This window comes from Streptomyces thermoalcalitolerans (assembly GCF_039525155.1).
Taxonomy (GTDB): Bacteria; Actinomycetota; Actinomycetes; order Streptomycetales; family Streptomycetaceae; genus Streptomyces; species Streptomyces thermovulgaris.
The window spans coordinates 1-24,518 of sequence record NZ_BAAAHG010000047.1 but is presented as its reverse complement, the minus strand read 5'-3'; the positions used below and the strand labels follow the sequence as shown (position 1 = coordinate 24,518).

Annotated in this window: 20 protein-coding genes; 5 read left to right on the top strand and 15 right to left on the bottom strand. The window is 71.6% G+C overall.

The window, feature by feature from the left end; all coding sequences use genetic code 11:
* Positions 1 to 285: 285 nt before the first annotated feature.
* The 3 genes from pgm (at position 286) to ABD224_RS22840 (ending at position 6,542) form a co-directional block, all read left to right on the top strand.
* Entirely contained in the window at positions 286 to 1,926 is a 1,641-nt protein-coding gene (pgm, locus tag ABD224_RS22850) for a phosphoglucomutase (alpha-D-glucose-1,6-bisphosphate-dependent) (protein ID WP_344052878.1), read from the top strand.
* 255 nt (positions 1,927 to 2,181) lie between these two features.
* Positions 2,182 to 5,556 carry a pyruvate carboxylase gene (locus ABD224_RS22845; RefSeq protein WP_344052876.1) on the top strand — a complete coding sequence of 1,125 codons (3,375 nt, stop codon included), beginning with the start codon at positions 2,182 to 2,184 and terminating at the stop codon, positions 5,554 to 5,556.
* Positions 5,557 to 5,858: 302 nt separating this feature from the next.
* Entirely contained in the window at positions 5,859 to 6,542 is a 684-nt protein-coding gene (locus ABD224_RS22840) for an adenosylcobinamide amidohydrolase (protein ID WP_344052874.1), read from the top strand.
* A 264-nt stretch (positions 6,543 to 6,806) separates the two neighbouring features.
* Here ABD224_RS22840 and ABD224_RS22835 read toward each other — a convergent pair whose 3' ends face one another.
* The 9 genes from ABD224_RS22835 to ABD224_RS22795 form a co-directional block, all read right to left on the bottom strand.
* Positions 6,807 to 7,613 (bottom strand): enoyl-CoA hydratase/isomerase family protein, encoded by an 807-nt coding sequence (locus ABD224_RS22835; protein ID WP_425581035.1) that lies wholly within the window; start codon positions 7,611 to 7,613, stop codon positions 6,807 to 6,809.
* The gene (locus tag ABD224_RS22830) at positions 7,610 to 8,842 is read right to left on the bottom strand and encodes a cytochrome P450 (protein ID WP_344052921.1); all 1,233 of its coding nucleotides are present in this window, start codon (positions 8,840 to 8,842) and stop codon (positions 7,610 to 7,612) included. The genes ABD224_RS22835 and ABD224_RS22830 overlap by 4 nt, the downstream gene beginning before the upstream one ends.
* A 105-nt stretch (positions 8,843 to 8,947) precedes the next feature.
* Positions 8,948 to 10,321 (bottom strand): cytochrome P450 family protein, encoded by a 1,374-nt coding sequence (locus ABD224_RS22825; protein ID WP_344052870.1) that lies wholly within the window; start codon positions 10,319 to 10,321, stop codon positions 8,948 to 8,950.
* Between the two features lie 12 nt (positions 10,322 to 10,333).
* Entirely contained in the window at positions 10,334 to 10,894 is a 561-nt protein-coding gene (locus tag ABD224_RS22820) for a GTP-binding protein (RefSeq protein ID WP_344052868.1), read from the bottom strand.
* 3 nt (positions 10,895 to 10,897) lie between these two features.
* A complete protein-coding gene (locus tag ABD224_RS22815) occupies positions 10,898 to 11,281 on the bottom strand; it encodes a DUF742 domain-containing protein (RefSeq protein ID WP_344052866.1) in 384 nt (127 codons plus the stop codon).
* Positions 11,278 to 12,123, bottom strand: coding sequence for a roadblock/LC7 domain-containing protein (locus ABD224_RS22810; RefSeq protein WP_344052864.1), 846 nt, complete (start codon positions 12,121 to 12,123; stop codon positions 11,278 to 11,280). The genes ABD224_RS22815 and ABD224_RS22810 overlap by 4 nt, the downstream gene beginning before the upstream one ends.
* Complete coding sequence (locus ABD224_RS22805) at positions 12,120 to 13,301, bottom strand: ATP-binding protein (protein ID WP_344052862.1); 1,182 nt, start codon at positions 13,299 to 13,301, stop codon at positions 12,120 to 12,122. Before ABD224_RS22805 ends, ABD224_RS22810 begins: the two co-directional genes overlap by 4 nt.
* Before the next feature lie 771 nt (positions 13,302 to 14,072).
* Positions 14,073 to 14,378: a hypothetical protein gene (locus ABD224_RS22800; protein WP_344052860.1), complete on the bottom strand. Its 306-nt coding sequence runs from the start codon at positions 14,376 to 14,378 to the stop codon at positions 14,073 to 14,075.
* Between the two features lie 247 nt (positions 14,379 to 14,625).
* On the bottom strand, positions 14,626 to 16,104 hold the full coding sequence (locus tag ABD224_RS22795) for a glutamate-cysteine ligase family protein (RefSeq protein ID WP_344052858.1): 1,479 nt from the start codon (positions 16,102 to 16,104) through the stop codon (positions 14,626 to 14,628).
* Between the two features lie 438 nt (positions 16,105 to 16,542).
* On the opposite strand from ABD224_RS22795, the gene ABD224_RS22790 reads away from it, so the two are divergent.
* A complete protein-coding gene (locus ABD224_RS22790; protein ID WP_201450828.1) occupies positions 16,543 to 17,940 on the top strand; it encodes an FAD-binding oxidoreductase in 1,398 nt (465 codons plus the stop codon).
* 42 nt (positions 17,941 to 17,982) lie between these two features.
* Here ABD224_RS22790 and ABD224_RS22785 read toward each other — a convergent pair whose 3' ends face one another.
* The gene (locus tag ABD224_RS22785) at positions 17,983 to 18,540 is read right to left on the bottom strand and encodes a DoxX family membrane protein (RefSeq protein ID WP_344052854.1); all 558 of its coding nucleotides are present in this window, start codon (positions 18,538 to 18,540) and stop codon (positions 17,983 to 17,985) included.
* Positions 18,541 to 18,753: 213 nt separating this feature from the next.
* Here ABD224_RS22785 and ABD224_RS22780 point away from each other — a divergent pair, with 213 nt between their 5' ends.
* The gene (locus ABD224_RS22780; RefSeq protein WP_344052852.1) at positions 18,754 to 20,397 is read left to right on the top strand and encodes an adenosine deaminase family protein; all 1,644 of its coding nucleotides are present in this window, start codon (positions 18,754 to 18,756) and stop codon (positions 20,395 to 20,397) included.
* Between the two features lie 112 nt (positions 20,398 to 20,509).
* Here the strand turns inward: ABD224_RS22780 and paaE are convergent, their stop codons facing one another.
* The 5 genes from paaE to paaA are packed head-to-tail and all read right to left on the bottom strand — an operon-like array spanning position 20,510 to position 24,338.
* Positions 20,510 to 21,631: a 1,2-phenylacetyl-CoA epoxidase subunit PaaE gene (paaE, locus tag ABD224_RS22775; RefSeq protein ID WP_344052849.1), complete on the bottom strand. Its 1,122-nt coding sequence runs from the start codon at positions 21,629 to 21,631 to the stop codon at positions 20,510 to 20,512.
* A complete protein-coding gene (gene paaD, locus ABD224_RS22770; protein WP_067390987.1) occupies positions 21,631 to 22,143 on the bottom strand; it encodes a 1,2-phenylacetyl-CoA epoxidase subunit PaaD in 513 nt (170 codons plus the stop codon). Before paaD ends, paaE begins: the two co-directional genes overlap by 1 nt.
* Positions 22,137 to 23,003, bottom strand: coding sequence for a 1,2-phenylacetyl-CoA epoxidase subunit PaaC (gene paaC, locus ABD224_RS22765; RefSeq protein WP_344052843.1), 867 nt, complete (start codon positions 23,001 to 23,003; stop codon positions 22,137 to 22,139). The genes paaD and paaC overlap by 7 nt, the downstream gene beginning before the upstream one ends.
* Positions 23,004 to 23,025: 22 nt before the next feature.
* A complete protein-coding gene (gene paaB, locus ABD224_RS22760) occupies positions 23,026 to 23,328 on the bottom strand; it encodes a 1,2-phenylacetyl-CoA epoxidase subunit PaaB (protein ID WP_344052841.1) in 303 nt (100 codons plus the stop codon).
* Positions 23,325 to 24,338, bottom strand: coding sequence for a 1,2-phenylacetyl-CoA epoxidase subunit PaaA (gene paaA, locus ABD224_RS22755; RefSeq protein ID WP_344052839.1), 1,014 nt, complete (start codon positions 24,336 to 24,338; stop codon positions 23,325 to 23,327). Before paaA ends, paaB begins: the two co-directional genes overlap by 4 nt.
* Positions 24,339 to 24,518: the final 180 nt, after the last annotated feature.

Here is a 24,518-nt window from a genome sequence, read left to right as displayed (position 1 = left end):
AGGGCGAAGAGAAAGGGAAGGAAGGAAGGGGTGAAAGAGGAGAAATGGGGAGAAAGAGTGAGCAGAGGTGTCGGCCGTCCGTCTGAGCAGGGGACCGGCTGATCCGGACACTGCCCCTTCACACCCGCAATGTCCCGATCCGCACTCCCGGGTCCGGGGAGGACGCGGAGACGGCGCCGGGGACGGTTCCCCTCCCCGGTACGACGACTCTCTTCTCCGGCACAGGGAAGGATGAGAACGCGAGTGGACAGCGGACACAGGAGCGAGCGGAGGAGCGTGAGCGCCATGCGGCACGAGCGAGCAGGCAAGCCGGCCCGGCCCGAGGACCTGATCGACGTCGCTCGGCTGGTGACGGCGTACTACACACTGCACCCCGACCCGGACGAGGCGGGACAGCGAGTGGCGTTCGGGACGTCCGGACACCGCGGGTCGTCCCTGGCGGCCGCGTTCAACGACGACCACATCGCCGCGACCAGCCAGGCCATCTGCGAGTACCGCGCACAGCAGGGCATCGACGGACCCCTCTTCCTCGGCGCGGACACCCACGCCCTGTCCGAGCCGGCCCGGGCCACCGCGCTGGAGGTGTTCGCGGCCAACGACGTCACCGTGCTCATCGACACCGCGGACGGCTACACCCCGACCCCGGCGGTCTCCCACGCGATCCTGACGCACAACCGCGGCCGCACCACCGGTCTCGCCGACGGTGTGGTGGTCACTCCCTCGCACAACCCGCCCGGCGACGGCGGTTTCAAGTACAACCCGCCCAGCGGCGGCCCGGCCGGCTCGGACGCCACCTCCTGGATCCAGGACCGGGCCAACGAGATCATCGCGGGCGGTCTGAAGGACGTGCGCCGCATCCCGTACTCCCGGGCACTGGCCGCGCCCGGCACCGGCCGCTACGACTTCCTGGACGCCTACGTCTCCGATCTGCCGAGCGTCCTCGACCTCGACGCGATCCGGGCCGCGGGCATCCGCATCGGCGCCGATCCGCTCGGCGGAGCCTCCGTCGCCTACTGGGGCCGCATCGCCGAACAGCACCGGCTCGACCTGACCGTGGTCAACCCGCTCACCGACCCCACCTGGCGCTTCATGACGCTGGACTGGGACGGCAGGATCCGCATGGACTGCTCCTCGCGGTACGCGATGGCCTCGCTCATCGAGCAGCGCGACCGCTTCCGGATCGCCACCGGCAACGACGCCGACGCCGACCGGCACGGCATCGTCACCCCGGACGCCGGGCTGATGAACCCCAACCACTACCTCGCCGCGGCCATCTCCTACCTCTACACCCACCGCACCCGGTGGCCCGCCGAGGCGGGCGTGGGCAAGACGCTGGTCTCCTCCGGCATGATCGACCGGGTCGCCGCCGATCTCGGCCGCCGGCTGGTCGAGGTGCCCGTCGGCTTCAAGTGGTTCGTGGACGGGCTGATCGACGCCTCGCTCGGCTTCGGAGGCGAGGAGTCCGCCGGGGCGTCGTTCCTGCGCCGGGACGGCTCGGTGTGGACCACCGACAAGGACGGCATCGTCCTGGCCCTGCTCGCCGCCGAGATCACGGCCGTCACCGGCCGGACGCCGTCCGAGCACTACGCCGGCCTCACCGCCCGCTTCGGCGAACCCGCCTACGCCCGCATCGACGCCCCGGCCTCCCGCGAGGAGAAGGCCCGCCTGGCCAGGCTGTCCCCGGCCCGGATCACCGCCGACACCCTCGCCGGGGAGCCGGTCACCGCCGTGCTCACCGAGGCCCCGGGCAACGGCGCACCCATCGGCGGCATCAAGGTGACCACCGAGAACGCCTGGTTCGCGGCCCGTCCCTCGGGCACCGAGGACGTCTACAAGATCTACGCCGAGTCGTTCCGGGGTCCCGACCACCTCTCCCAGGTGCAGGACGAGGCCAAGCAGGTGGTGCTGGCGGCACTCGCCGGCTGATCCGCACGGGGCGGACCCGCCGGCGACGCGGCCGCTTCGGCCGCCGCGGTCCCCACCGGGGCCGCGGCGGCCACCGCCGCCTCCCGGTCACCGCCCCGGCCGCCACCGTCTCCCGCGGTCACCGCTCAGGGGCCGGTGCCGAGGGAGACCGGAGATCCCCCGCGGGACATGCGGGAGAGTGGCCCGCCTCACATGGCGTGACGGGGGCATGGCCGACACCATGGTCATTCCACCGGCAGGCCGAAGGGATGGAGAATGTTCCGCAAGGTGCTCGTCGCCAACCGCGGCGAAATCGCGATTCGCGCTTTTCGCGCCGGCTATGAACTGGGCGCGCGAACCGTCGCGGTCTTTCCCTACGAGGACCGCAATTCCCTGCATCGGCTCAAGGCCGACGAGGCGTACCAGATCGGCGAGCCGGGGCACCCGGTGCGGGCCTATCTCTCCGTGGAGGAGATCATCCGCGCCGCGCGCCGGGCGGGCGCGGACGCCGTCTACCCCGGCTACGGGTTCCTGTCCGAGAATCCGGAACTCGCCCGCGCCTGCGAGGAGGCGGGCATCACCTTCATCGGCCCGGACGCCGGCACACTGGAGCTGACGGGGAACAAGGCCCGCGCGGTGGCGGCCGCCCGTGCCGCCGGTGTGCCGGTGCTCGGCTCCTCGGCGCCCTCCACGGACGTCGACGAACTGGTCCGTGCCGCCGAGGACATCGGCTTCCCCGTGTTCGTCAAGGCGGTCGCCGGCGGCGGCGGGCGGGGCATGCGGCGGGTGGAGGACCCGGCCGCACTGCGCGAGGCCATCGAGGCGGCCTCCCGCGAGGCGGCGTCCGCGTTCGGCGATCCCACCGTCTTCCTGGAGAAGGCTGTCGTCGACCCGCGCCACATCGAGGTGCAGATCCTCGCCGACGGGCAGGGCAACGTCATCCACCTGTTCGAGCGCGACTGTTCGGTGCAGCGCCGCCACCAGAAGGTCATCGAGCTCGCCCCCGCGCCGAACCTCGACCCCGGGCTGCGGGAGCGGATCTGCGCCGACGCGGTCCGCTTCGCCCGGGAGATCGGCTACCGCAACGCGGGCACCGTGGAGTTCCTGCTCGACCGGGACGGCAACCACGTCTTCATCGAGATGAACCCGCGCATCCAGGTCGAGCACACGGTGACCGAGGAGGTCACCGACGTCGACCTGGTCCAGGCCCAGATGCGCATCGCCGCCGGCGAGACCCTGGCCGACCTCGGCCTCTCCCAGGAGAGCATCACCCTGCGCGGGGCCGCCCTGCAGTGCCGCATCACCACCGAGGACCCCGCCAACGGCTTCCGCCCGGACACCGGCCGGATCAGCGCCTACCGTTCGCCCGGCGGCTCGGGCATCCGTCTGGACGGCGGCACCACACACGCCGGCACGGAGATCAGCGCCCACTTCGACTCGATGCTCGTCAAGCTCACCTGCCGGGGCCGGGACCTCAAGGCCGCGATCGTCCGGGCCCGGCGTGCCGTGGCCGAGTTCCGCGTCCGCGGTGTCGCGACCAACATCCCGTTCCTGCAAGCCGTCCTGGACGACCCCGACTTCCAGGCCGGCCGCGTCACCACGTCCTTCATCGAGCAGCGCCCGCACCTGCTGACCGCCCGTTCCTCCGCCGACCGCGGCACCAAGCTGCTCACCTACCTCGCCGACGTCACGGTGAACAAGCCCCACGGCGAGCGGCCCGACACTGTCGACCCGGTCACCAAGCTGCCGCCGCTGCCCGACGGCGAGCCGCCCGCGGGCTCCCGGCAGCGGCTGATCGAGCTCGGTCCGGAGGGCTTCGCCCGCTGGCTGCGCCAGTCGCCGACCATCGGCGTCACCGACACCACCTTCCGTGACGCGCACCAGTCCCTGCTCGCGACCCGGGTGCGCACCAAGGACCTGCTGGCCGCCGCCCCGGTGGTGGCCCGGACCCTGCCCCGGCTGCTGTCCCTGGAGTGCTGGGGCGGCGCCACCTACGACGTCGCCCTGCGCTTCCTCGCCGAGGACCCCTGGGAGCGGCTGGCCGCCCTGCGCGAGGCGGTGCCCAACATCTGCCTGCAGATGCTGCTGCGCGGACGCAACACCGTGGGCTACACGCCGTACCCGACCGAGGTGACCGACGCCTTCGTCCAGGAGGCCACCGCCACCGGCATAGACATCTTCCGGATCTTCGACGCGCTCAACGACGTGGACCAGATGCGGCCGGCCATCGACGCCGTACGCGAGACCGGGACGGCCGTCGCCGAGGTCGCCCTGTGCTACACGGGCGACCTCTCCGATCCCGCCGAGCGCCTCTACACCCTGGACTACTACCTCCGCCTGGCCGAGCAGATCGTGGCCGCCGGGGCGCACGTCCTGGCCATCAAGGACATGGCGGGACTGCTGCGCGCCCCCGCCGCCGCCACCCTGGTGTCGGCGCTGCGCCGCGAGTTCGACCTGCCGGTGCACCTGCACACCCACGACACCGCGGGCGGCCAGCTCGCCACCTACCTCGCCGCCGTCCAGGCCGGCGCCGACGCCGTGGACGGCGCGGTCGCGTCGATGGCCGGCACCACCTCCCAGCCGTCGCTGTCGGCGATCGTCGCCGCCACCGACCACTCCGACCGCCCCACCGGCCTGGACCTGCAGGCCGTCAGCGACCTGGAGCCGTACTGGGAGAGCGTCCGCAAGATCTACGCTCCCTTCGAGGCGGGTCTGGCCTCGCCCACCGGACGCGTCTACCACCACGAGATCCCCGGCGGCCAGCTGTCCAACCTGCGCACCCAGGCGGTCGCGCTGGGACTGGGCGACCGCTTCGAGGACATCGAGGAGATGTACGCCGCCGCCGACCGCATCCTGGGCCGCCTGGTCAAGGTCACCCCCTCGTCCAAGGCGGTCGGCGACCTCGCCCTGCACCTGGTGGGCGCCGACGTGTCACCGGAGGACTTCGAGGCGACCCCGGAGCGCTTCGACATCCCCGACTCCGTCATCGGCTTCCTGCGCGGCGAGCTGGGCACCCCGCCCGGCGGCTGGCCGGAGCCGTTCCGCACCAAGGCGCTCAAGGGCCGCGCGCCGGGCAAGTCCGTGACGGAGCTGACCGCCGAGGACCGGGAGGGCCTGGAGAAGTCCCGCCGCGCGACCCTCAACCGGCTGCTGTTCCCCGGCCCGACCCGGGACTTCGAGGCCCACCGCCAGGCCTACGGCGACACCAGCGTGCTGGACAGCAAGGACTTCTTCTACGGGCTGCGCCCCGCCAAGGAGTACGCCGTCGACCTCGAGCCCGGGGTGCGGCTCCTCATCGAGCTCCAGGCGATCGGCGAGGCCGACGAGCGCGGGATGCGCACCGTGATGGCCACGCTGAACGGCCAGCTCCGTCCCATCCAGGTACGCGATGCCGCCGCGGCCTCCGACATCCCCGCCACCGAGAAGGCCGACCGGTCCAACCCCGGCCATGTCGCGGCCCCGTTCGCCGGTGTGGTGACCCTCGCGGTCGCCGAGGGCGACGAGGTGGAGGCCGGCGCGACCGTGGCCACCATCGAGGCGATGAAGATGGAGGCCGCCATCACCGCTCCGAAGGCGGGCCGGGTGGCCCGGCTGGCCATCGGCCGCGTCCAGCAGGTGGAGGGCGGCGACCTGCTCGTCGAGCTGGACTGACGGCACACCAGGTGCGGTGGTCTCCTCGCCGGCCCGGCGGGGAGACCACCGCACACGCGCGGGGAGGGCCTGCGCCAGCGGAACGCGGAACGGCCGGTGGCGCGGGGAACACCGCCATGCCCTCGTCCCTCCCCGCGCATCCCCGGCCGTGCGTCCTCGCCGCCCGGGCCGGTCCCGTGCCCCACGGCACGACCCGGACGCACCCCCGGGACCCGGCCCTTTCCCGGCGGACCCGTCCCCTCGGCCCCGGCCGCCCCTCACGTACCATCGGCGGGCACCCCGACACCAAGGAGCCCCCGCCTGTGACCTCCGCCGTCGTACCGGCCACGGACGCCGGTCTGCTGCGCCCGCGTCTGCTGACCCGTACCGAGGACGGGATGCGGCTGCCCGTACTGGTGTGGCCAGCCGGCCCGGGATGGCGGATGATCAGCAACGCCGTGCTGGGCGGTGGCATCGGCGAACGCGGCTGGGTGCTCAACGCGCAGGTGGCCCACGGCTACCGGCGTACCGACCCCGGACACCACCTCGCCGAACTGGCCGGTGCGGCCGGCCTGGACGGGGAGGGAGTCGGCCTGATGACCGCCGCCGACGTCGAGGCCCACGGCCGGGCGTGCGACGGCGGTGCCGTTGCCGTCGCCACCGCGGGCGTCAGAGTGCGCGGATGGGCCGCTTCGCCGGAACCGGGGGAGTGCGGTCCGCAGGCGCCGGGCACGGTCAACGTCATCGCCGCGCTTCCGGTCGCGCTGTCGGACGCCGCTCTGGTCAACGCCGTCATGACGGCCACCGAGGCCAAGACGCAGGCGCTGCTGGAGGCGGGCTACGACTGCTCGGGCACCCCCACCGACGCGGTGTGCATAGCCGCCCGGGTGCCGGGCGAAGGGGAGGAACTCCACACTTTCGCCGGTCCCCGTTCGCTGTGGGGCGCCCGTCTGGCCCGCGCCGTGCACCGGGCGGTGCGCGAGGCGACACCGGTTTCCGGCGGATGAGGACCGGCCCCGGACGGGGACCGGCCCAGGACGAGGAGCGGCCCGGTGCCCACGCCGAGCACGAGAACGCCGGTGGCACCGCCCGCCGGTCGTCGGCGGACGGTCCCACCGGTCTCAGCGGCGCCGTGCCCGGATACCCGGTGCGCCGAGCGCCGTCCGGGCCGCGGCGCCGTCCACGGTCACCGCCGTGGACGGCCCGTCGCCCGCGTCAGCGCCGCACCTTCGCGCCGGCGCACGCGCGCACGGTTGTCCGCGCATGTGCCGTCATGAGCCGCTCGCCGAGGCGGCGGAGGGCTGCGGCCGGGGCCGGCTGAGCTGTGCGGCGAGCAGATGGGCGTCGAGCAGTGCCACATCGGCGGTGCGGTCCGCTCGCGCATAGCCGGCGAGCATGCGCTTGGTGAGCGTGAGCGCCTCGGGGGAGCGCCGCAGCAGTGGCCTGACCCAGGCGTCGACGACCGTGTCCAGTTCGTCGAGGGGGGCCACCTTGTGCAGAAGGCCGATCCGGTGGGCGGTGGCCGCGTCGAAGGGCTCGCAGGTCAGCATGAGTTCGCGGATCCTGGCGGCTCCGTTCTCGGCGACCAGGCGGCCCATGGCACCTCCCCACGCGGGGGGAATGCCCAGCCCCACCTCCGGCATGCGGAACCGGCAGGTGTCCGCCCCCGCGCGAAGGTCGCAGAAGGAGGCGAGTGCGATACCGGCGCCGACCACCCTGCCGTGCAGCCGGGCGATGGTGACCGCATGGGTGTTCTCCAGGGCGTCGCACACGCGGTACGCCTTGTCGACGATACGGCGCGTGGCGGTCCCGGTCGGATCCCCGGCCAGCGCCGCCTGGTACTCGTCGCGGTCGGCGCCGAGGCAGAAGTCGTCCCCCAGGGACGACAGGACCAGCACCTGGACGTCGGGCCGCTCATGGAGGCTGTTGAGCAGGGCGATGAGGTCGTCGAGGGCCGCGTTGTTCAGTGTGCTGTCCTGCCCCGAGGGGTTGAGGCGGACCTGTATGACCGGCCCTTTCTGGTCGACGCTCAGCGCCTTGTACGGGAAGTCGGCGAAATCGTTGGTCATTTCGGTCATGTCAGAGCGACATCCAGGTTCAGCGGGCGTCTGAAGGCCACCCGCGGTGCCCACGCCGGACGGCGTACGAGAGTGAGACGGGGGAACCGCTCGGTCAGCTGACGGAGGAGGGTCTGGGCCTCCAGCCGGGCGAGCGGTGCGCCGAGGCAGTAGTGGATGCCCCCGCTGAAGGCGATGTGCGCCTGCTTGCGGTGCGGGTCGAACACGTCGGGATCCTTGTGCTTGGCGGGGTCGCGATGGGCCGCCCCCACCATGAGGTGGACCATCTCGTCCTTGCGTATCTCGACGCCGCCCAGGACGCAGTCCCGGGAGGCGACGCGGCTGATCACATGGGCCGGCGGGTCGTAGCGTAACGATTCTTCAATGGCTGCGGGGCCCAGATCGGGCTGGACGAGGAGCTGGTTCCAGTACCGGCGGTGCTCCAGGAGCAGCAGTGTCATGGTCGACAGCAGCGTGGTCGTGGTCTCCAGCGCCGCCAGCAGCACGAACAGGGCGAGGTAGTAGACGGCTTCGTCCGCCTTGTCCCGGTCGCTCTCCAGGGTGTCCCAGGTGGCGATCCAGCGTGACACCGGATCCTCACCCGGGTGGGCACGCCGGTGACGCACCAGCTCCGTGAAGTAGGTGCGCAGCTCCGCCGTGGCCGCGTCGGAGATGGCCAGCTGACTGGCGGAGGGCAGCAACTCCTGGGTGAAGACCTGGTCGTGGGTCAGTTTCCGCAACCGGGGGAAGTCCGCCGTCGGCAGGCCGAGCCATTGTCCGATGGTGGCGATCGGCAGTTCCTCGCTGACCAGGGCGTTGAAGTCGGCCTCGCCGTCGCGCAGACGCTCGCCGAGGTTGTCGAGGAGTCCGGTCGTGATGCGTTCGACCGTCCCGCCGATCTCCCGCAGAGTGCTGCGGTCGAACATGCCTGCCGACCGGCGTACCCGGGTGTGCTCGGGCGGGTTGAGCGCGGGCAGGGTCCGGCTCATCTCGCGCGAGGACGGTGCTGTCCAGCGCGTTCCGCTTCCTTGTTGTTCCCGCCACCGTGCATCGGGCTCCAGCCAGTCACGGCTGCGCAGGATCCGGTCGCACAGGTCGAATCCGGTGACCAGATACCCGCCCCAGGGCGCTGCTACGACATCACCCCTCGATCTCAGCTCCTCGTAGATCGGAAAGGGGTTGGCCTGGCCTTTCGCCGTCCGTAGACGTGAGAACAGCGAAACGGCGAATCGTCTGTCGGGCGGCGGCATGACCGCAGTCTCCACGACGGCTCCTTCCTGAGTACCAGCCGCCATGCTTACCCTGACGATGGCCGGAACATACAAGGTGACTATTCCGTTTGAGAGTTGCCTACGTCACTCCCCTCGGGTCCATGCCAGGAATCGGCTGAACAATCCCGCCTTGGGCTTGGACGCGGACGTCGTCGCAGGCCTCGGCGCGGGCGCCGGCGCGGGTGCCGGGGCGGGGGACGCGGCCGTCTCCGGCACCCGGGGCTGCGGCTGCGGGGGCATCGGCGTCACCTGACGAGGGGTGAACCGGACCGGGAGGGACACCAGGGAGCGGCTCCACGGAGCCGGAACCCAGCTCAGGTCCTTGAACGGCACGCGCACTTCGATGTCCGGCAGCCGGTTGAGCAGTGACTCGACGGCGGTGACGGCGATCATGAACGCGGCGTCCCTGGCGGGACAGGCGTGCGGACCGGCCCCGAAGGCCAGATGGGCCTTGGCGCTGAGCTGCTCGCGGTGCTCGGCCAGCCGGGGGTCGGTGTTGGCCGCCGCGAAGGAGATCAGCACCGGGTCGTTCGCCTTGAGCGTCCTGTCCCCCAACTCCACGTCATGCGTGGGGTAGTGGGCCGCGTAGTTGGCGATCGGCGCGTAGTTCCACAGGACCCGGGTGACCGCGTCCTCCACCGGCAGCCCGGGCTGCCAGTCGTCGTCCAGGATCAGGGCGCTGCTGGTGCCGATGGTCGCCGTCAACGGCGCGGTGCCGCCGGAGAGCAGCGTCACGAGCTGGTGCAGCACCTCCTCGTCGGTCAGTTGCGCCGAGTGCTCCATCAGACGGGTCGTCAGGTCCTGTCCGGGACGGCGCCGCTTGAGGGCGATCAGCTCGGCGAGCGCACTGCCCAGCACCTGGTCGGCGTCGGGGGTGCCGTCGAAGATGCCGCTGATTCCCATGATGACGCGGTCGCCGATCTCGGGCGGGCACCCGAACAGGTCGCTGAAGACCAGCAGCGGCAGGGGACGGGCGTAGTCGGCCATCAGCTCGGCCTGACCGAGGCGGTCGGTGCTGAACCGGCTGATCAGATAGTCGGCGGACTGCTGGGTCTGCCGCACCAGCTGAAGCTCGTTGACACTGGCCAGGCTGTCGGTGACCGCCTGACGCAGCCGGGCGTGCGCGGCACCGTCGCTGAACAGCGCGTTGGGCCGGTAGCCCATCATCGGCAGGGCCGGACTGTCCTTGGGAACGCGCCCTTCGTTCAGCGCGTTCCAGCGCCGCGAGTCCCTGACGAACGTAGCGGGGTTCTGCAGGATGTACAGGGCGGCGTCATAGCTGGTGACCAGCTCGACCTGTACCCCGGGGGCGATGTCGACCGGCGCGCTCGGGCCCAGGGCGCGCAGCTGCTCGTAGTGGCTGTCGGGGTCGGAGCCGAACCGGGGGCCGTAGAGCTGGATGTTTCCGTGCGCGGGGCAGCCGGGCGGTGGCTCTTTTATGTCGGGGGGCTGCTGCATGGTGGGTGGCTCCTAGTCGGTGAGGGACAGAAGGTGGTTCACGAGGGTGATGAGAGCCTGCGCCGAGGAACGCCGGTCCCGTACGTCGCAGGAGACGACGGGCGTGTTCGCCGGCAGGTTCAACGCCTCGCGCACCTCCGAGAGGGGGTAGACGGGGGTGCCGTCGAAGTGGTTGACGCCGATGGCGTACGTCAGGCCGAACCGTTCGACCAGGTCCAGGACGGGGAAGGACTCGGACAGCCGCTCGGGGTCGACGAGGACCAGAGCTCCCAGCGCGCCCCGGGACAGCTCCTCCCACATCTCCTTGAAGCGCTCCTGGCCGGGCGTGCCGAAGAGGTAGAGCACGATCTCGTCGCTGAGAGTCAGCCGGCCGAAGTCCATCGCCACCGTCGTGGTGGTCTTGTCCGGAGTTCCAGAAAGATCGTCAAATCCTATGCTGGCTTCGGTGATTTCCTCTTCGGTCCGCAGCGGCTCGATCTCGGAGATGCTTCCGATGAACGTGGTCTTCCCGACCCCGAAGTGCCCCACCACGAGGATCTTCACTGCGGTGGAGACGCCTGAATCCAGGTACACGAATCACGCTCCGAATCGGGCTTTGAGGCCGTCGAGTACCGCGCTGAGGAGTTCTCGATCGACACGTTCGGCACGGGGGACGGGCTTCCTCGTGAGGACGAGACCGTTCTCCTCCAGCTCCGCCAGAAGAATCCGGACGATCCCCAGAGGCAGGTGCGTATGGGCGGCCACCTCGGCGACGGACAGAAAACCGTCCGAGACCAAGTCCAGAACCTGGCGGGCCTCCGGGGAAAGCGTGCGAGCCCTGGCGGAGGCACCCTCGTGCGCGGACACGAGGGTGGTGCGCTCATACGCGTGGTCCGGGGGCAGGGAACGCCCATTCGTGATCACGAAGAGAGGGACTAAGGGGGAGGTCAGCTCCAGGTCCTGGTCCGACTCGTCCTTCACTTGCTGCTCACCGTCCCACGGGGTGCCAGGTATGCGTCCAGCCGGGGTACCGCCTGATGCAGGCGGGTCGTGAACTCCTCGATGTCGGCGTCCTGTTCGGCCGCCGCGGCGAGGAAGGCGCCACGGCCCGCCGAGATGAGGAAGATCCAGCCGTGCTGGAACTCGATCACGGTCTGCTTCCAGCGCGCGCCCTCCTGCACACCGGCGAACTGCGAGGTGGCACGGCTGTAGGCGTGGATTCCCGTCATCGCCGCGGAGATCGTGTCCGCGAGGTCCTGGCTCATCCCCGTGGTCGTGCCCCGGGGAAGTCCGTCGGAGCCCAGCAGCACGGCGTGACGGGCCCCCCGTACGTCCTTGACCGCCTCGTCGAGCTCGGCGATGGCGACCCCTGTCCCGCCGGCGGCCTTCTGCCTGCCCTCGTCCCGGTCGGGCCGCTCGGCCGGGGCCGGGGCGTCCACGCGGGGAGGCGAGGTGAGGTTGTTGCCGAGCCGGGCGACGAGCCGGTGCATGCGGAAGGAGATCTGCTGCATGTCGACGTCGGGCTCAGCCGCCGCGGCCAGGTACGCCCCCTGCCCCGCACCGATCAGGAAGATCCAGCCGTGCGAGAACTCGATGATCGTCTGGTTCCACTGCCTGTCCTCCCCCGGCCCGGCGAAGTGGGCGGTCGCCCGGCTGAGCGACTGCATCCCCGCCATGGCGGCGGCGATGGTGCTCACGTCCTTCCGGGACATGCCCTCGGTCGCCCCGCGGGGAAGGCCGTCCGCGGACAGCAGAACGGCGTGCCGGGCCTTCGGCACGTTGTTCACGATGTCATCGAGCATCCACGACAGGTCTGTGGTCATGAGTCTTCGGACCCTTCGAACGGTGCCGAGGCGAGGTTCCGGCCCGAGAGCGTGCCGCGCTGGAAGGCCCCCAGACTGCGGCCGGCGCGGCCGGCCTCTTCCGACGACGCGGCGGGCGGCTCCGAGGTGTCCTCGGGATCGGGAACACTTGCGATGGGCACCTGGCGTGCCCCTCGCCTGGGCAGACCGTGCGCGGTGCGCGCGACGGACTCCGACCGGGCCGAGGTACTGCGGACGGTGCTGAGCGGGGTCGTCTCGGACGGCGTGATCTCCTCCTCGGTCCACAGCTCCTCGGGCAGCAGCACGACCGCCCGGACACCGCCGTAGCGGGAGACGCCGGTGACGTCCACACGGAAGCCGTACTGCCGTGCCAGCAGACCGATCACGGGGAAGCCGAACTTCGGCTGGGTGCCCAGCTGCGACAGACGGGGGAGGTGCTCACCGGAGAGCAGCGCGGTCGCCTTCTGCCGGTCCTCGTCGCTCATGCCGACACCGGCGTCGTCGATCACGATGCACAGGTTGTTCTGCACCCGCTGGAAAGTCACCTCGATCGGCGACCCCTGCTGGGAAAAACTGGCGGCATTGTCGAGAAGCTCCGCCACGGCGAGCGCAACAGGAGAAACAGCGGACGCCTTCAACGCAAAACCGGTCTGCTGCATGATCTCAACACGCCGGAAATTGCGAATCTGCGACTGTGCGCTGCGCACGACGTCATATACGCTTGCGGCTTTGGTGCGGCGACCCAGCGGCGCACCACACATCACCGCAATGCCCTGGGCCTTGCGCGCCATTTGCGCATTGGCGTGGTTGACTTCCAGCAGATCGCCCAGGACCGCGTGTCCACCGTATTTGCGCTGGATTTCCTCGAGGAGTGTCAGCTGTTCCGCGGCAAGGCTCTGCAAAAAGCGTGCGGAACCCTTGAGGACGGCCTTGGTGCTCTCCTCCGCAGCCTCCTCGGCTTGCCGGATGGCCTCGGCCTGCTGGGCCTTGTGCTGCTGCAACTCACCCCTTAAATTGGCGAGTTGTCCCTCGGCCTCGCTGAGCTTCTGTATCAGTTCGGCCTCGATCTGGTTCTTTTTCGCCGTTATGGCTCTGTTGCGGTGGTTGAGCACCAGGGCCGCCGCAACGGCGACCACCACCGCTGCAGCCAGGCACCAAACAAGTGCGTCTTGATTCATGGAAACCTTTCCTGGCGTGTTGCCTGCCGCCGTCGGCGGATGTACCTCGCGGGATTCCGCGGCACAACCACTCGGAACGACTCGCCGCCGTTGCGCCGAGCGCGAGCCGACTTCAATGCAGCGCCCGGCCGAGTGGGCCGAGGTCACAGACGTGGGGGATGCTATCACTCACATAGGGCATCCATTCGCAAGTGTGTGGGATCGCTCTCGATCGCCCCCGTAAGCCTCCCCTGACCGTGCGGCATACGCTACTTATACGGTCATTTTGTCTAGGGCAGCGACGATGATCATTGCTTGAAGAGTGCACGAGCTTCACAACCGCTGGCTGCTTTTTCACAATCCCGTGGCCGAGGGCGGCCTCCGTCCGCCGGGAGCCGGCGCGGCGCGGAAGGTCTCCGGCCGGGTCTGCCGCCCGGACGCCGTGCGTCCGGGCGGGGCCGTGACCTCACGGTCGGGGCAGGGAGCCGGCGTCACGCCGGGCAGGCGCCGTCGCCGTCGCGCACGCCCTGCCGCCGTGCCCGTGCCGACCGGTGAGAGCGCGGCGGCACGAGGGGCGTGACCGTACAGGGGGAGACGTACAGGGAGGTACAGGGAGAGTGCCCTCCCAGGGGAGAGTGCCTCCGCTCCTCGGCGGTCCCACCGGCCGGGCGGGCGTTCCGAGGGGCGGGAGGTGCTGCAAAGCGCCACCGGGACGAGCACCGTGACATGAGCGCCCCGGGGCGTTCCGGCCGAGAACCGCCAACGGCCGGGGCCGAAGGGCGGCGCCGAAGGTCAGGGCCGCCTCTCGCACGGGCGCTTGGGCGCGCACCGGCCCGTGATCCACCGGTGCACGACGGCCTGCGGCAGACGCCCGTCGGCGGCGATGACCTCGGCGGGTACACCGGCGCGCCAGGCGACCAGAGCCGCTCTGCGCAGTTCGGCGGCACGGGCGGCGAGGCCGGCCTGGTACGCGGCCGCGGAGGCACGGGCGAGCTTGGGGGCGTCCTCGGTCAACTGCCGGGCCGCCAGGCGGACGGCGCGGCGGGCGCGCAGTTGGGCGAGGGTGTTCACGTCGCTGCGGCTGGTCACGTTCGCCATGGGAACCTCCTCGCCCCGCGCAGGGCGGGGCGGACCGGGGGCACGGCAGCCGTCGACGCGGCGGGAGGCCGGGAAGAGGGCTACCGGATGCCCGGGGAGCAGGGGGACATGGGAGCGCGGGACCCGACGGGGCCCGGACTACTACTACTGGAATCCATGTCACTCACCTCCTCCGTGCCGGCAGCGAACCCCTCATCATAGTTGTGTTTTTCCGCGGCTGAGAAGACCGCCGTGGCCGCCGGTCCCGTCATTCGACGGGCCAGGTGTGGACCGGGGCGTTGAGATGCATGTAGTCGCTGTACACCTGCGTCATGCGCCGCAGTGCCTCGTGACGGCCGCAGTGGAGGGTGTCGTCGAGGTGGTGGAGCATCTCCTTCTGCCAGACCGCTCCGTTGCGGCCGGTGACGCACCGCTGCTCGATGATGCCCAGCAGGGGCTCCCGCCAGGCGGCGTCCATCCCGGAGAGCTCCAGCCCCCGGTGCGCCAGCGGCAGCAGCCGCCGCAGGACGAGTTCGGACACCGGCACCTCGCCCATCCCGGGCCAGTACAGCCGTGCCTCGATGCCGTGCCGGGCCGCCGTGTGCAGGTTCTCCTCGGCGGCCGAGAAGGACATCCGGGACCACACCGGCCGGTCCTCCTCCACCAGGGCGCGGGTGAGGCCGTAGTAGAAGGCTCCACTGGCGAGGATGTCGGCGACGGTCGGACCGGCGGGCAGTACACGGTTCTCCACCCGCAGGTGCGGTTTGTCGTTGGCGATGGCGTAGACCGGGCGGTTCCAGCGGTAGATGGTGCCGTTGTGCAGGGTCAGCTCGGCCAGCTCGGGGACGTCGCCGCGGTCCAGCGTCTCCGTCGGGCTCTGCTCGTCGCACAGGGGCAGCAGCGCCGGGAAGTAGCGCAGATTCTCCTCGAAGAGGTCGAAGACGCTGTTGATCCACCGCTCCCCGAACCACACCCGGGGCCGTACCCCCTGCACCTTGATCTCCTCCGGGCGGGTGTCGGTGGTCTGCTCGAACAGCGGGATACGGGTCTCGTGCCACAGCTCCTTGCCGAACAGGAACGGCGCGTTCGCCGCCAGCGCGACCTGGACGCCGGCGATCGCCTGCGCCGCGTTCCAGTAGTCGGCGAACTCCTCCGGGGACACCTGGAGGTGGAACTGGGTGCTGGTGCACGCGGCCTCCGGAGTGATCGTGTCCGTGTAGGTGCGCAGCCGGTCCTCGCCGTCCACCTCGATGCGCAGGTCCTCGCCCCGGGCCGCGAACACCTGGTCGTTGAGCAGCCGGTAGCGCGGATTCTCCGACAGCGCCGCCTCGCCGACGTCCTCCTGCCGCAGGGTGGGAAGGATGCCGATCATGATCAGATGCGCGCCGACCGACCGTGCGCGCTCCTCCGCGTGGTTCAGCGCGGCGCGGATCTCCGACTCCCAGGCGTCGGGGCCGCCCGCCGTCAGCAGGCGGGGCGGAATGTTGATCTCGAGGTTGAACCGGCCCAGCTCCGTGGACCAGGCGGGGTCCGCGATCGCCTCGAGCACATCGCTGTTGCGCATCGCCGGCTCCGCCTCGTCGTCGACCAGGTTCAGTTCGATCTCCAGTCCCACCTGGGGCCGCTCGGACTCGAACCGCGACTCGCGCAGCATCTGCGCGAGCACCTCGAGGCACTCCTGCATCTTGATCCGGTACCGGCGGCGGTCCTCACGGGTGAAGACCATCGCCGGGACGTCACGTCCCATCGGCCCTCCCGGATTCCTCCCGGGGACACCTCATCTCCCCAGCGTCGCACCACCGGGCGAACCTGACCAGGCGGGCGAGGCGGGGCCGGCGGCGGCACGGCACGCGACGGCCCCGTGGAGGAGCCCGGGAAAGGCCAGGACGGCCCGCGACGCCGCCCGTCGGCCCGGAAGAACACGGAAGGACCGGCGACCGGCCGCCGCGGGCCGGGCGCGGTGCCCGGTTGCGGCAGGTGGTGGCCGGCAGCAGACTGAGGCTGGTGGGTCAGGCCCGCCGCACCGCGACCGAAGCCCGTCGAACCGGCCCCGGCCGGCCGGTTCCCGGCTCAGCGCGGACGGATCCGGCACGGCGTCCGCAGCGGTCTTCTGCGCGTCGCTCATGACACCTCCCGCCCGTCCGCGGACCACCGAACGTCCCCCATCCCACAGAGGTGTCCGGCCATGGGCGGCATCAACGGAACGGCCTTGGAGGGCCTGCGCGAGGCGCTGCGCGGACCAGTGGTCGCGCCCCAGGACCCCGGCTACGACGAGGTCCGCAGCATCTACAACGCGATGATCGACCGGCGTCCCGCCGTCCTCGCACGCTGTGTCGACGCCGCGGACGTCAGGACCGCGATCTCCTTCGCCCAGGACAGGGGCGTGGACCTCGCGGTGCGGGGCGGCGGCCACAGCGGACCGGGACTGTGCCTCGTGGACGACGGCCTCGTCCTCGACCTGTCCCCGATGCGCTGGGTGCGGGCCGACCCGGCGACCGCCACAGCACAGGTGGGCGGCGGCTGCCGGCTCGGCGACCTCGATCACGCGACCCACACCTTCTCCCTCGGGATCCCGACGGGCATCAACTCCACCACCGGCGTGGGCGGTCTCACGCTCGGCGGCGGCCACGGATACCTGACCCGCACGTACGGACTCACGATCGACAGCCTGCTGTCCGCCGACGTCGTCCTCGCCGACGGCACCTTCGTCACCGCCTCCGAGACGGACCACCCGGACCTGTTCTGGGCCCTGCGGGGCGGCGGCGGCAACTTCGGCGTGGTCACCTCGTTCACCTTCCGGCTGCATCCGGTGCACACGGTCGGCTTCGCCGTCACGGTGTGGCCCGTCGACCGCACGCCCGAGGTGCTCCGCTGGTACCGGGAGTTCCTGCCCGCCGCGCCGGAGGACCTCTACGGGTTCTTCGCCCTGCTGGTCGTGCCGCCCGGACCGCCGTTCCCCGAGCCCCTCCACGGGCAGCGGATGTGCGGCGTGCTGTGGTGCCACACCGGCGGCCCGGACGAGGACCGGCTGGCCGAGACGCTGACCGTCGTGAACGACCCGGCCCCGCCCGCCTTCCACTTCTCCGCCCCCATGCCCTACACCGCCCTGCAGAGCATGTTCGACCCCCTGTATCCGAAGGGGCTGCAGTGGTACTGGCGCGGCGCCTTCTTCGACACGATCTCCGACGCCGCGATCGACGTCCATCTCCGGTACGGGCAGAGCCTCCCCACCGGCCTGTCGACGATGCACCTGTACCCGGTGGACGGCGCCGCCCACCGGCTCGGAGCGGACGACACCGCCTGGGCGTACCGGGACGCCGTCTGGTCGGGGGTGATCGTCGGCGTCGACCCCGAACCGGACCGTGCCGGCCTCATCCGGCAGTGGTGCGTCGACTACTGGAGCGATCTGCACCCCCACTCGATGGGCGGCTCCTACATCAACTTCCTGGGCCGGCAGGAGGGCGCGGAACGCGTCCGCACCACCTACCGCGGCAACTACGACCGTCTGGCCTCGGTCAAACGCACCTACGACCCCGGCAACTTCTTCCGCGCCAACCAGAACATCCCGCCCGCGGCCGGATGACGGCGGCGGGCGGGGCCGCCCCGCTCCCGCGACGGCGGCCGGTCACAGACTCAGGGTGACGGCGGCGCCCAGACCGCCGAGGCCGAGGGCGAGACCGGCCTCCGGCCATCCCCCCTTGCCCCAGGGGAAGATCCGGTCGACGGCGAGCCGGCCGGGGCCGATGGCGGCGATCGCCAGGGCGACGACGGCGATGGAGACGTTGTACTCCAGGCCGCCGTCGGCCGCCCACAGACCGCGGCTCCCGGTCACGGTCACCATGGCGTTGATCATCACGCCGATCAGGGCGGCGGACGCCAGCGGGGTGAGCAGTCCCAGGGCCAGGCCGAGGCCGCCGAGCAGCTCGGACAGGCCGCCGAACACGGCGTAGACCTCCCCCGGGCGATAGCCCAGGGCCTCGAACCCCCTGCCGGTGGCCGACAGGCCGCCACCGCCGAACAGGCCGAACAGTTTCTGGGCGCCGTGGCCGGCCATCAGCAGGCCGAAGGTCAGCCTGAGGAGCAGAAGCCCCCAGTCCGAGGCCGACGACCAGGGAGCGGCAGTGGGCCGCACCGTCGGTTCCGGGGCGACCGACGTCCGGTGCAGAATGTTTTTTCCAACCATGTGAATACTCCGAAGAACGCCGGAAGACGCGGCAGCCGCGCCTGTCCCCTCTGTCAGGCTTTCGCAAGGGTGCCGCCCCTGCATCCCGGCGCGCGGCGGCCGGAGCGGCCGGTGGCACGACGCCGGGTTCGCACCGGCCGAACGGGTGAAGCGCCGAGGAGGTTCACTCGAGAAAATCGATTCCGCGCATGATCGCCCCGGGATCATGCGCGGGTGAATCCGAATCGCCGCAACACCGTACGCCGCCGGTTCGTTCCGGCCACCCTGGGCGCCGCCGGTGCCTTGTCCCCGCTGGCCGCGCTGGCCGCGCTGGCCGCGCTGGCCGCGGGGGCCGCGGTACCCGCCGCCGCACAGCCGGCCGCCGGGCAGGGCGCCCCCGCACCGAGGGAAGTGACGGCCGCCGAGGCCAGGACGGACGCGTACCTGAACTCGGTGCGCAACCGCCCCGGGCCGCTGCGGGACTTCTTCGTGCGGCTGCCCAAGGGCGGTGACCTGCACAACCACCTCTCCGGCGCGGTGTCCACGGAGTACCTCGTCGAGCTGGCCGCCGAGGACGGGCTGTGCATCGACACCGCGACGACGACCGCCGTCACCCCGCCGTGCGGCCCCGGTACGCGCCCCGCCGCCGACGCCCGTACCGACCGCGCCTTCCACGACGCGCTGGTACGCGCCTGGTCCATGGAAGGCTTCCCGCCCGGCCAGAGCGGCCACGACCACTTCTTCGCCACCTTCGGGAAGTTCGGTGCGGTGACCGGGCGGCACCGGGGCAAACTGCTCGCCGAGGTCGCCGACGGCGTCGTACGCCAGAACCAGTTCTATCTGGAGACCATGGTCACACCGGCGTCCGACGGAGCCCGGCGGCTGGCCGGCGAAGTCGGCTGGGACGACGACCTCGCCGCCCTGCACCGGAAGCTGGTGGCCGGCGGGAAGCTGGACAAGCTGGTGGCCGAGGCCCGCAAGGAGGCCGACGACGGCGACGCCGAGTTCCGGGCCGCCGCGCGCTGCGGCACCGAACGGCCGCGGCCGGCCTGCCGGCTCACCGTCCGCTGGATCTCCCAGGCGTCCCGCGGCAACGCCCCGGAGCGGGTCTTCACGCAGCTGGCGCTGGGGATGCGGCTGGCCGAGAAGGATTCGCGGTTCGTCGCGGTCAACCTCGTCCAGCCCGAGGACTCCGAGGCCGCCCTGCGCGACTACAGCCTGCAGATGCGCATGGTCGGCTATCTGCGCACCCAGTACCCGAAGGCCCATGTCACCCTGCACGCGGGCGAGTTGTGGCCCGGGCTGGTCAAGCCGGAGGACCTGAGGTTCCACATCGAGGAGGCCGTCGGCGTCGCCCGCACCGAGCGCGTCGGGCACGGGGTCGACCTCGTCCACGAGGACGACTGGGAGCGGACGGCCCGTGCGATGGCCGCCCGCCGGATCGCCGTCGAGGTGCCGTTCACCAGCAACGCCCAGATCCTCGGGGTCAAGGGGGCCGACCACCCCTTCCCCGTCTACCGCCGCTACGGCGTCCCGGTGGTCCTGGCCACCGACGACCCCGGTGTGTCCCGGACCGACATCAGCCACGAGTACGCGTACGCGGCCACCACCTACGGCCTGGGCTATCCCGAGCTGAAGGACCTGGCCCGCGCCTCGCTGGAGTACGCGTTCCTGCCGGGCCGGAGCCTGTGGCAGGGCAATCCCACGGCCCAGGGCTACCGCTTCGCCGCGGCTTGCCGCGGTGAACGCCCCGGCGAACCCGTCCGGGCACCGGCCTGCCGGCGCCTGCTGGAGGACAGCCCGAAGGCAAAGGCGCAGTGGCAGCAGGAGGCCGCCTTCGACGCCTTCGAGCGCAGGTACACACGCGCGGTGCGCTGAAGCCCTGCCGCCTGTCGTGCCCGGCACCCCGCAGGGGGCGCCGGGCACACCCTTTGCTCCGGTTCTGCTCCGGACCGCCGTCCCGGTCCGGACACCGTTCCGGCTGCGGCCCTCAGCTGTCGAAGTCGACGGTCAGCGTCTCGGAGACGGGGAACGTCTGACAGGTCAGCACATAACCGGCGGCGACCTCGGAGGGCTCGAGCGCGTAGTTGCGGCGCATGTCGGCCTCGCCGTCGGTGACCAGGGCACGGCAGGTGCCGCACACGCCGCCCTTGCAGGCGAACGGCAGGTCGGGGCGCACCCGGCTCGCCCCGTCCAGGATCGTCGTCCCGCGGGGCAGCGGCGAGGTGGTGGAGCGGCCGTCGAGGGTGACGGTGACCTGGCTGACCGGACCCTCCACGGCGGAGTCCTCGTGACGGACGGTGCGGACCGGCTCGTCGTCGGCGAAGAACAGCTCCCGGTGGACGCGGTCCTCGGGCACACCGAGGTCCCCGAGGAGCTTCTGCGCGCCCTGGACCATCTCGTGCGGACCGCACAGCCACCAGTGGTCCACGCCGCGCACGTCCACGAACCCGTCGATGAGCGCGGCGAGACGCTCGGCGTCCAGGCGCCCCGACAGCAGCTCGGCCTCGCGCGGCTCCCGCGACAGCACGTGCCCGAGCTGGAAGCGGGTGGGGTAGAGGTCCTTCAGGTCCGCGAGTTCGTCGGCGAACATCACCGTGTCGGCGCGGCGGTTGCCGTAGAAGAGCGTGACCCGGGAGCGGGTGTCGGCGGCCAGCACGGACTCGGCTATGGACATCATCGGGGTGATGCCGGAGCCGGCGGCGATCAGGACGTGGTGGCCCGGCTCGGTGAGATCGGGGGTGAAGGCACCGGTGGGCGCCATCACCTCGATGACGTCCCCGGGGCGCACCTCGTGGACCAGCCAGGAGGAGAACAGGCCGCCGGGCACGACCCGCACACCGATGCGGGGGCGGGCGCCGACGGGGGAGCAGATGGAGTACGAGCGGCGTTCGTCACGGCCGTCGATCTCGCGGCGCAGGGTGAGCGTCTGGCCGGGCCGGTGGGCGAACTCCTCCGCCAGCTCGTCGGGTATGTCGAAGGTGATGGCGGCCGCGTCGGCGCACAGCGGCTGCACCGCGGCGACCCGCAGCGGATGGAAGGCCGGACGGCGCCGCGGACGCGCGGGGGCGGCGGACACGGAGGTGTCCGTCGTCGTGGGAGTCGGGCCCATCAGATCTCCTTGACGTACTCGAACGGCTCCAGACAGCCGCGGCAGCGCCACAGCGCCTTGCAGGAGGTGGCGGAGAAGCGGGAGGTCTCCTCGGTGTCCGAGGACCCGCAGCGGGGGCAGGCCACGGCGCGGCGCGTGGCCGACAGCCTGAGCGGCACCGGCCCGCCGGTGCGCCGGGGTGCGGCGAGGGGCGGCGCGATGCCCGCCTCGGCGAGCTTGCGGCGGCCCTCGGGCGTGATCCAGTCCGACGTCCACGGCGGATCGAGCACCGTGCGGATCTCCACCCGGGCGAAGCCGGCCGCCCGCAGCCGCGCGGCGACGTCGGCGCGCATCTCCGCCATCGCGGGACAGCCCGAGTAGGTGGGGGTCAGGCTCGCGACGACCGTGCCGTCCGGCAGCAGCTCGACCCCGCGCAGGACGCCGAGGTCGGCCAGGGTGAGCATCGGCAGCTCCGGGTCCGGGACCTGTCCGGCCACATGCCGGGCACGCCGCTCGTCCAGAGTGGTCACCATGTCGCCTCCGGATGGGCGCGGGCCACGCTCTGCAGCTCGGCCAGCAGAGGGGCCAGGTGCTCGGTGTGGTCGCCCTCCCGGCCCTGTCCGGGCAGGGCCTCGGCCTCGGGCAGCTCCAGCCCGGCGGCGTCGAGGACCTGCCGGAGCACGGTCGTCGCCTCCTCCCGCACCTCCGCCGGGTCGATGCCGAACCCCGGCCGGGAGGCGAAGAGTTCGGCCAGGTACGGGGCGACGCCGGCCAGGGCCGCACACATCCGCCGGTGCGACTCCTCGGTGCCGTCGCCCAGACGCACCGCCCAGTCGGCCGCGAACTGGCGGTGATAGGCGAGCTCGTTGACCCCCTTGGCCGCGACGGCCTTCAGGACCGGGTCCGGTGCGCCGGCCGCGAGCCGCTGGAAGACGGCCAGGCGCCAGCAGGACAGGACCAGCAGCCGGGTGATGGAGAACGCGAAGTCCCCGTTGGGGAGTTCGGCGAGCCGGACGTTGCGGAAGTCCTCGGCGTCACGGAAGTAGGCGTAGGCGTCCTCGTCCCGGCCGCTGCCGTCCACCTGCCCGGTGCGGGAGTACAGCAGCCGTGCCTGGCCGAGCAGGTCCAGGCCGATGTTGGCCAGGGCCATCTCCTCCTCCAGCTCCGGCGCCCGGGTGCACCACTGGGCCAGGCGCTGCGCACCGACCAGGGCGTCGTCACCGAGGGCCAGGCAGCACGCGGCCAGCTCGGCGGCGTCGACCGTGGCCGGCACGGTGGTGTCGACGCCGTGCAGCGGGTCCTCGAACCCGGTGCCGAAGGCCCAGCGGGCGTCCGCGTCCCCGTGGTCCGCGGTCAGGGACAGAAAGACGTGGTCGTCGGTGACGTCGCTCATGCCGTTCTGCTCCTACCTGCTTCTAGATGTGGGGGACGTCGTCGGGGATGCCGTAGAAGGTGGGGTGGCGGTAGACCTTGTCGGCGCTGGGAGCGAAGAAGGGGTCCTTCTCGTCGCGGGTGGAGGCGGCTATGTGCTCCGAGCGCACCACCCAGATGCTCACGCCCTCGTTGCGCCGGGTGTACAGGTCGCGGGCGTGGCTGAGCGCCATCGCGTCGTCGGCGGCGTGCAGCGAGCCCACATGGACGTGGTTCAGGCCGCGCTTGCCGCGGACGAACACCTCGTACAGCGGCCAGTCGTTCCTCGTGCTCCCGGTGGTGCTCATGCCGCCGCTCCTTCCTGGGGGCTCCGGTCCCCGCGGGTCCGCCCGGCCCGGGCGGCCTGCTTGGCCGCGTGGGCGAGCGCCGCCTCGCGCACCCAGGCGCCCTCCTCGTGGGCCGCCCGCCGCCGCGCGATGCGCTGTGCGTTGCAGGGTCCGTCGCCGCTGATCACACACTTGAACTCGGCCCAGTCGGGGGTGCCGAAGTCGTAGTGGCCGCGCTCCTCGTTCCAGCGCAGCTCGGGGTCGGGCAGGGTGACGCCCAGCTTCTCCGCCTGAGGGACGGTCATGTCGACGAAGCGCTGGCGCAGTTCGTCGTTGCTGTGCCGCTTGATCTTCCAGGCCATCGAGGCCGCGGAGTTGGGGGAGTCGTGGTCGGGCGGGCCGAACATCATCAGGGACGGCCACCACCAGCGGTTCACCGCGTCCTGCACCATCTCGCGCTGGGCGTCGGTGCCGCGCATCATCGTCATCAGCAGCTCGTAGCCCTGGCGCTGGTGGAACGACTCCTCCTTGCAGATCCGCACCATGGCGCGGGCGTACGGGCCGTACGAGGTACGGCACAGCGGCACCTGGTTGCAGATCGCCGCCCCGTCGACGAGCCAGCCGATCACACCGACGTCGGCGAAGGTCAGCGTCGGGTAGTTGAAGATCGACGAATACTTCTGCCGGCCCTCGATGAGACGCTCGGTGAGGTCCGCGCGGTCGGCTCCCAGGGTCTCGGCCGCCGAGTACAGGTACAGACCGTGTCCGGCCTCGTCCTGGACCTTCGCGAAGAGGATGGCCTTGCGGCGCAGCGAGGGCGCCTTGGTGATCCACTCGCCCTCCGGCTGCATGCCGATGATCTCCGAGTGGGCGTGCTGCGCGATCTGCCGGATCAGCGTCCTGCGGTAGCCCTCGGGCATCCAGTCCCGGGGCTCGATCCGCTGGTCCTTCGCGATCGTCGCGTCGAACTGCTCCTGGAGCCCCGGCTCCGCGCTCCCGCCGTCCGACCGGACGCCCTGTGACGTGGTCATCGATAACCAGCTCCCCAACCGACCGTTCGTTCGGTACTTAGTGTGTCTGATTCCTGCCGCTCCGGCAACCCCTGGTCCGGGCCCGCCCGAGCCGCCCGGCCGCCGTCCCCGGCCCGGCCTTCCGGCGCCGGCCCGTGGCCGACGCGCCGCCCGGCCCCGAAAGCCGCCGCACAGGTCCCG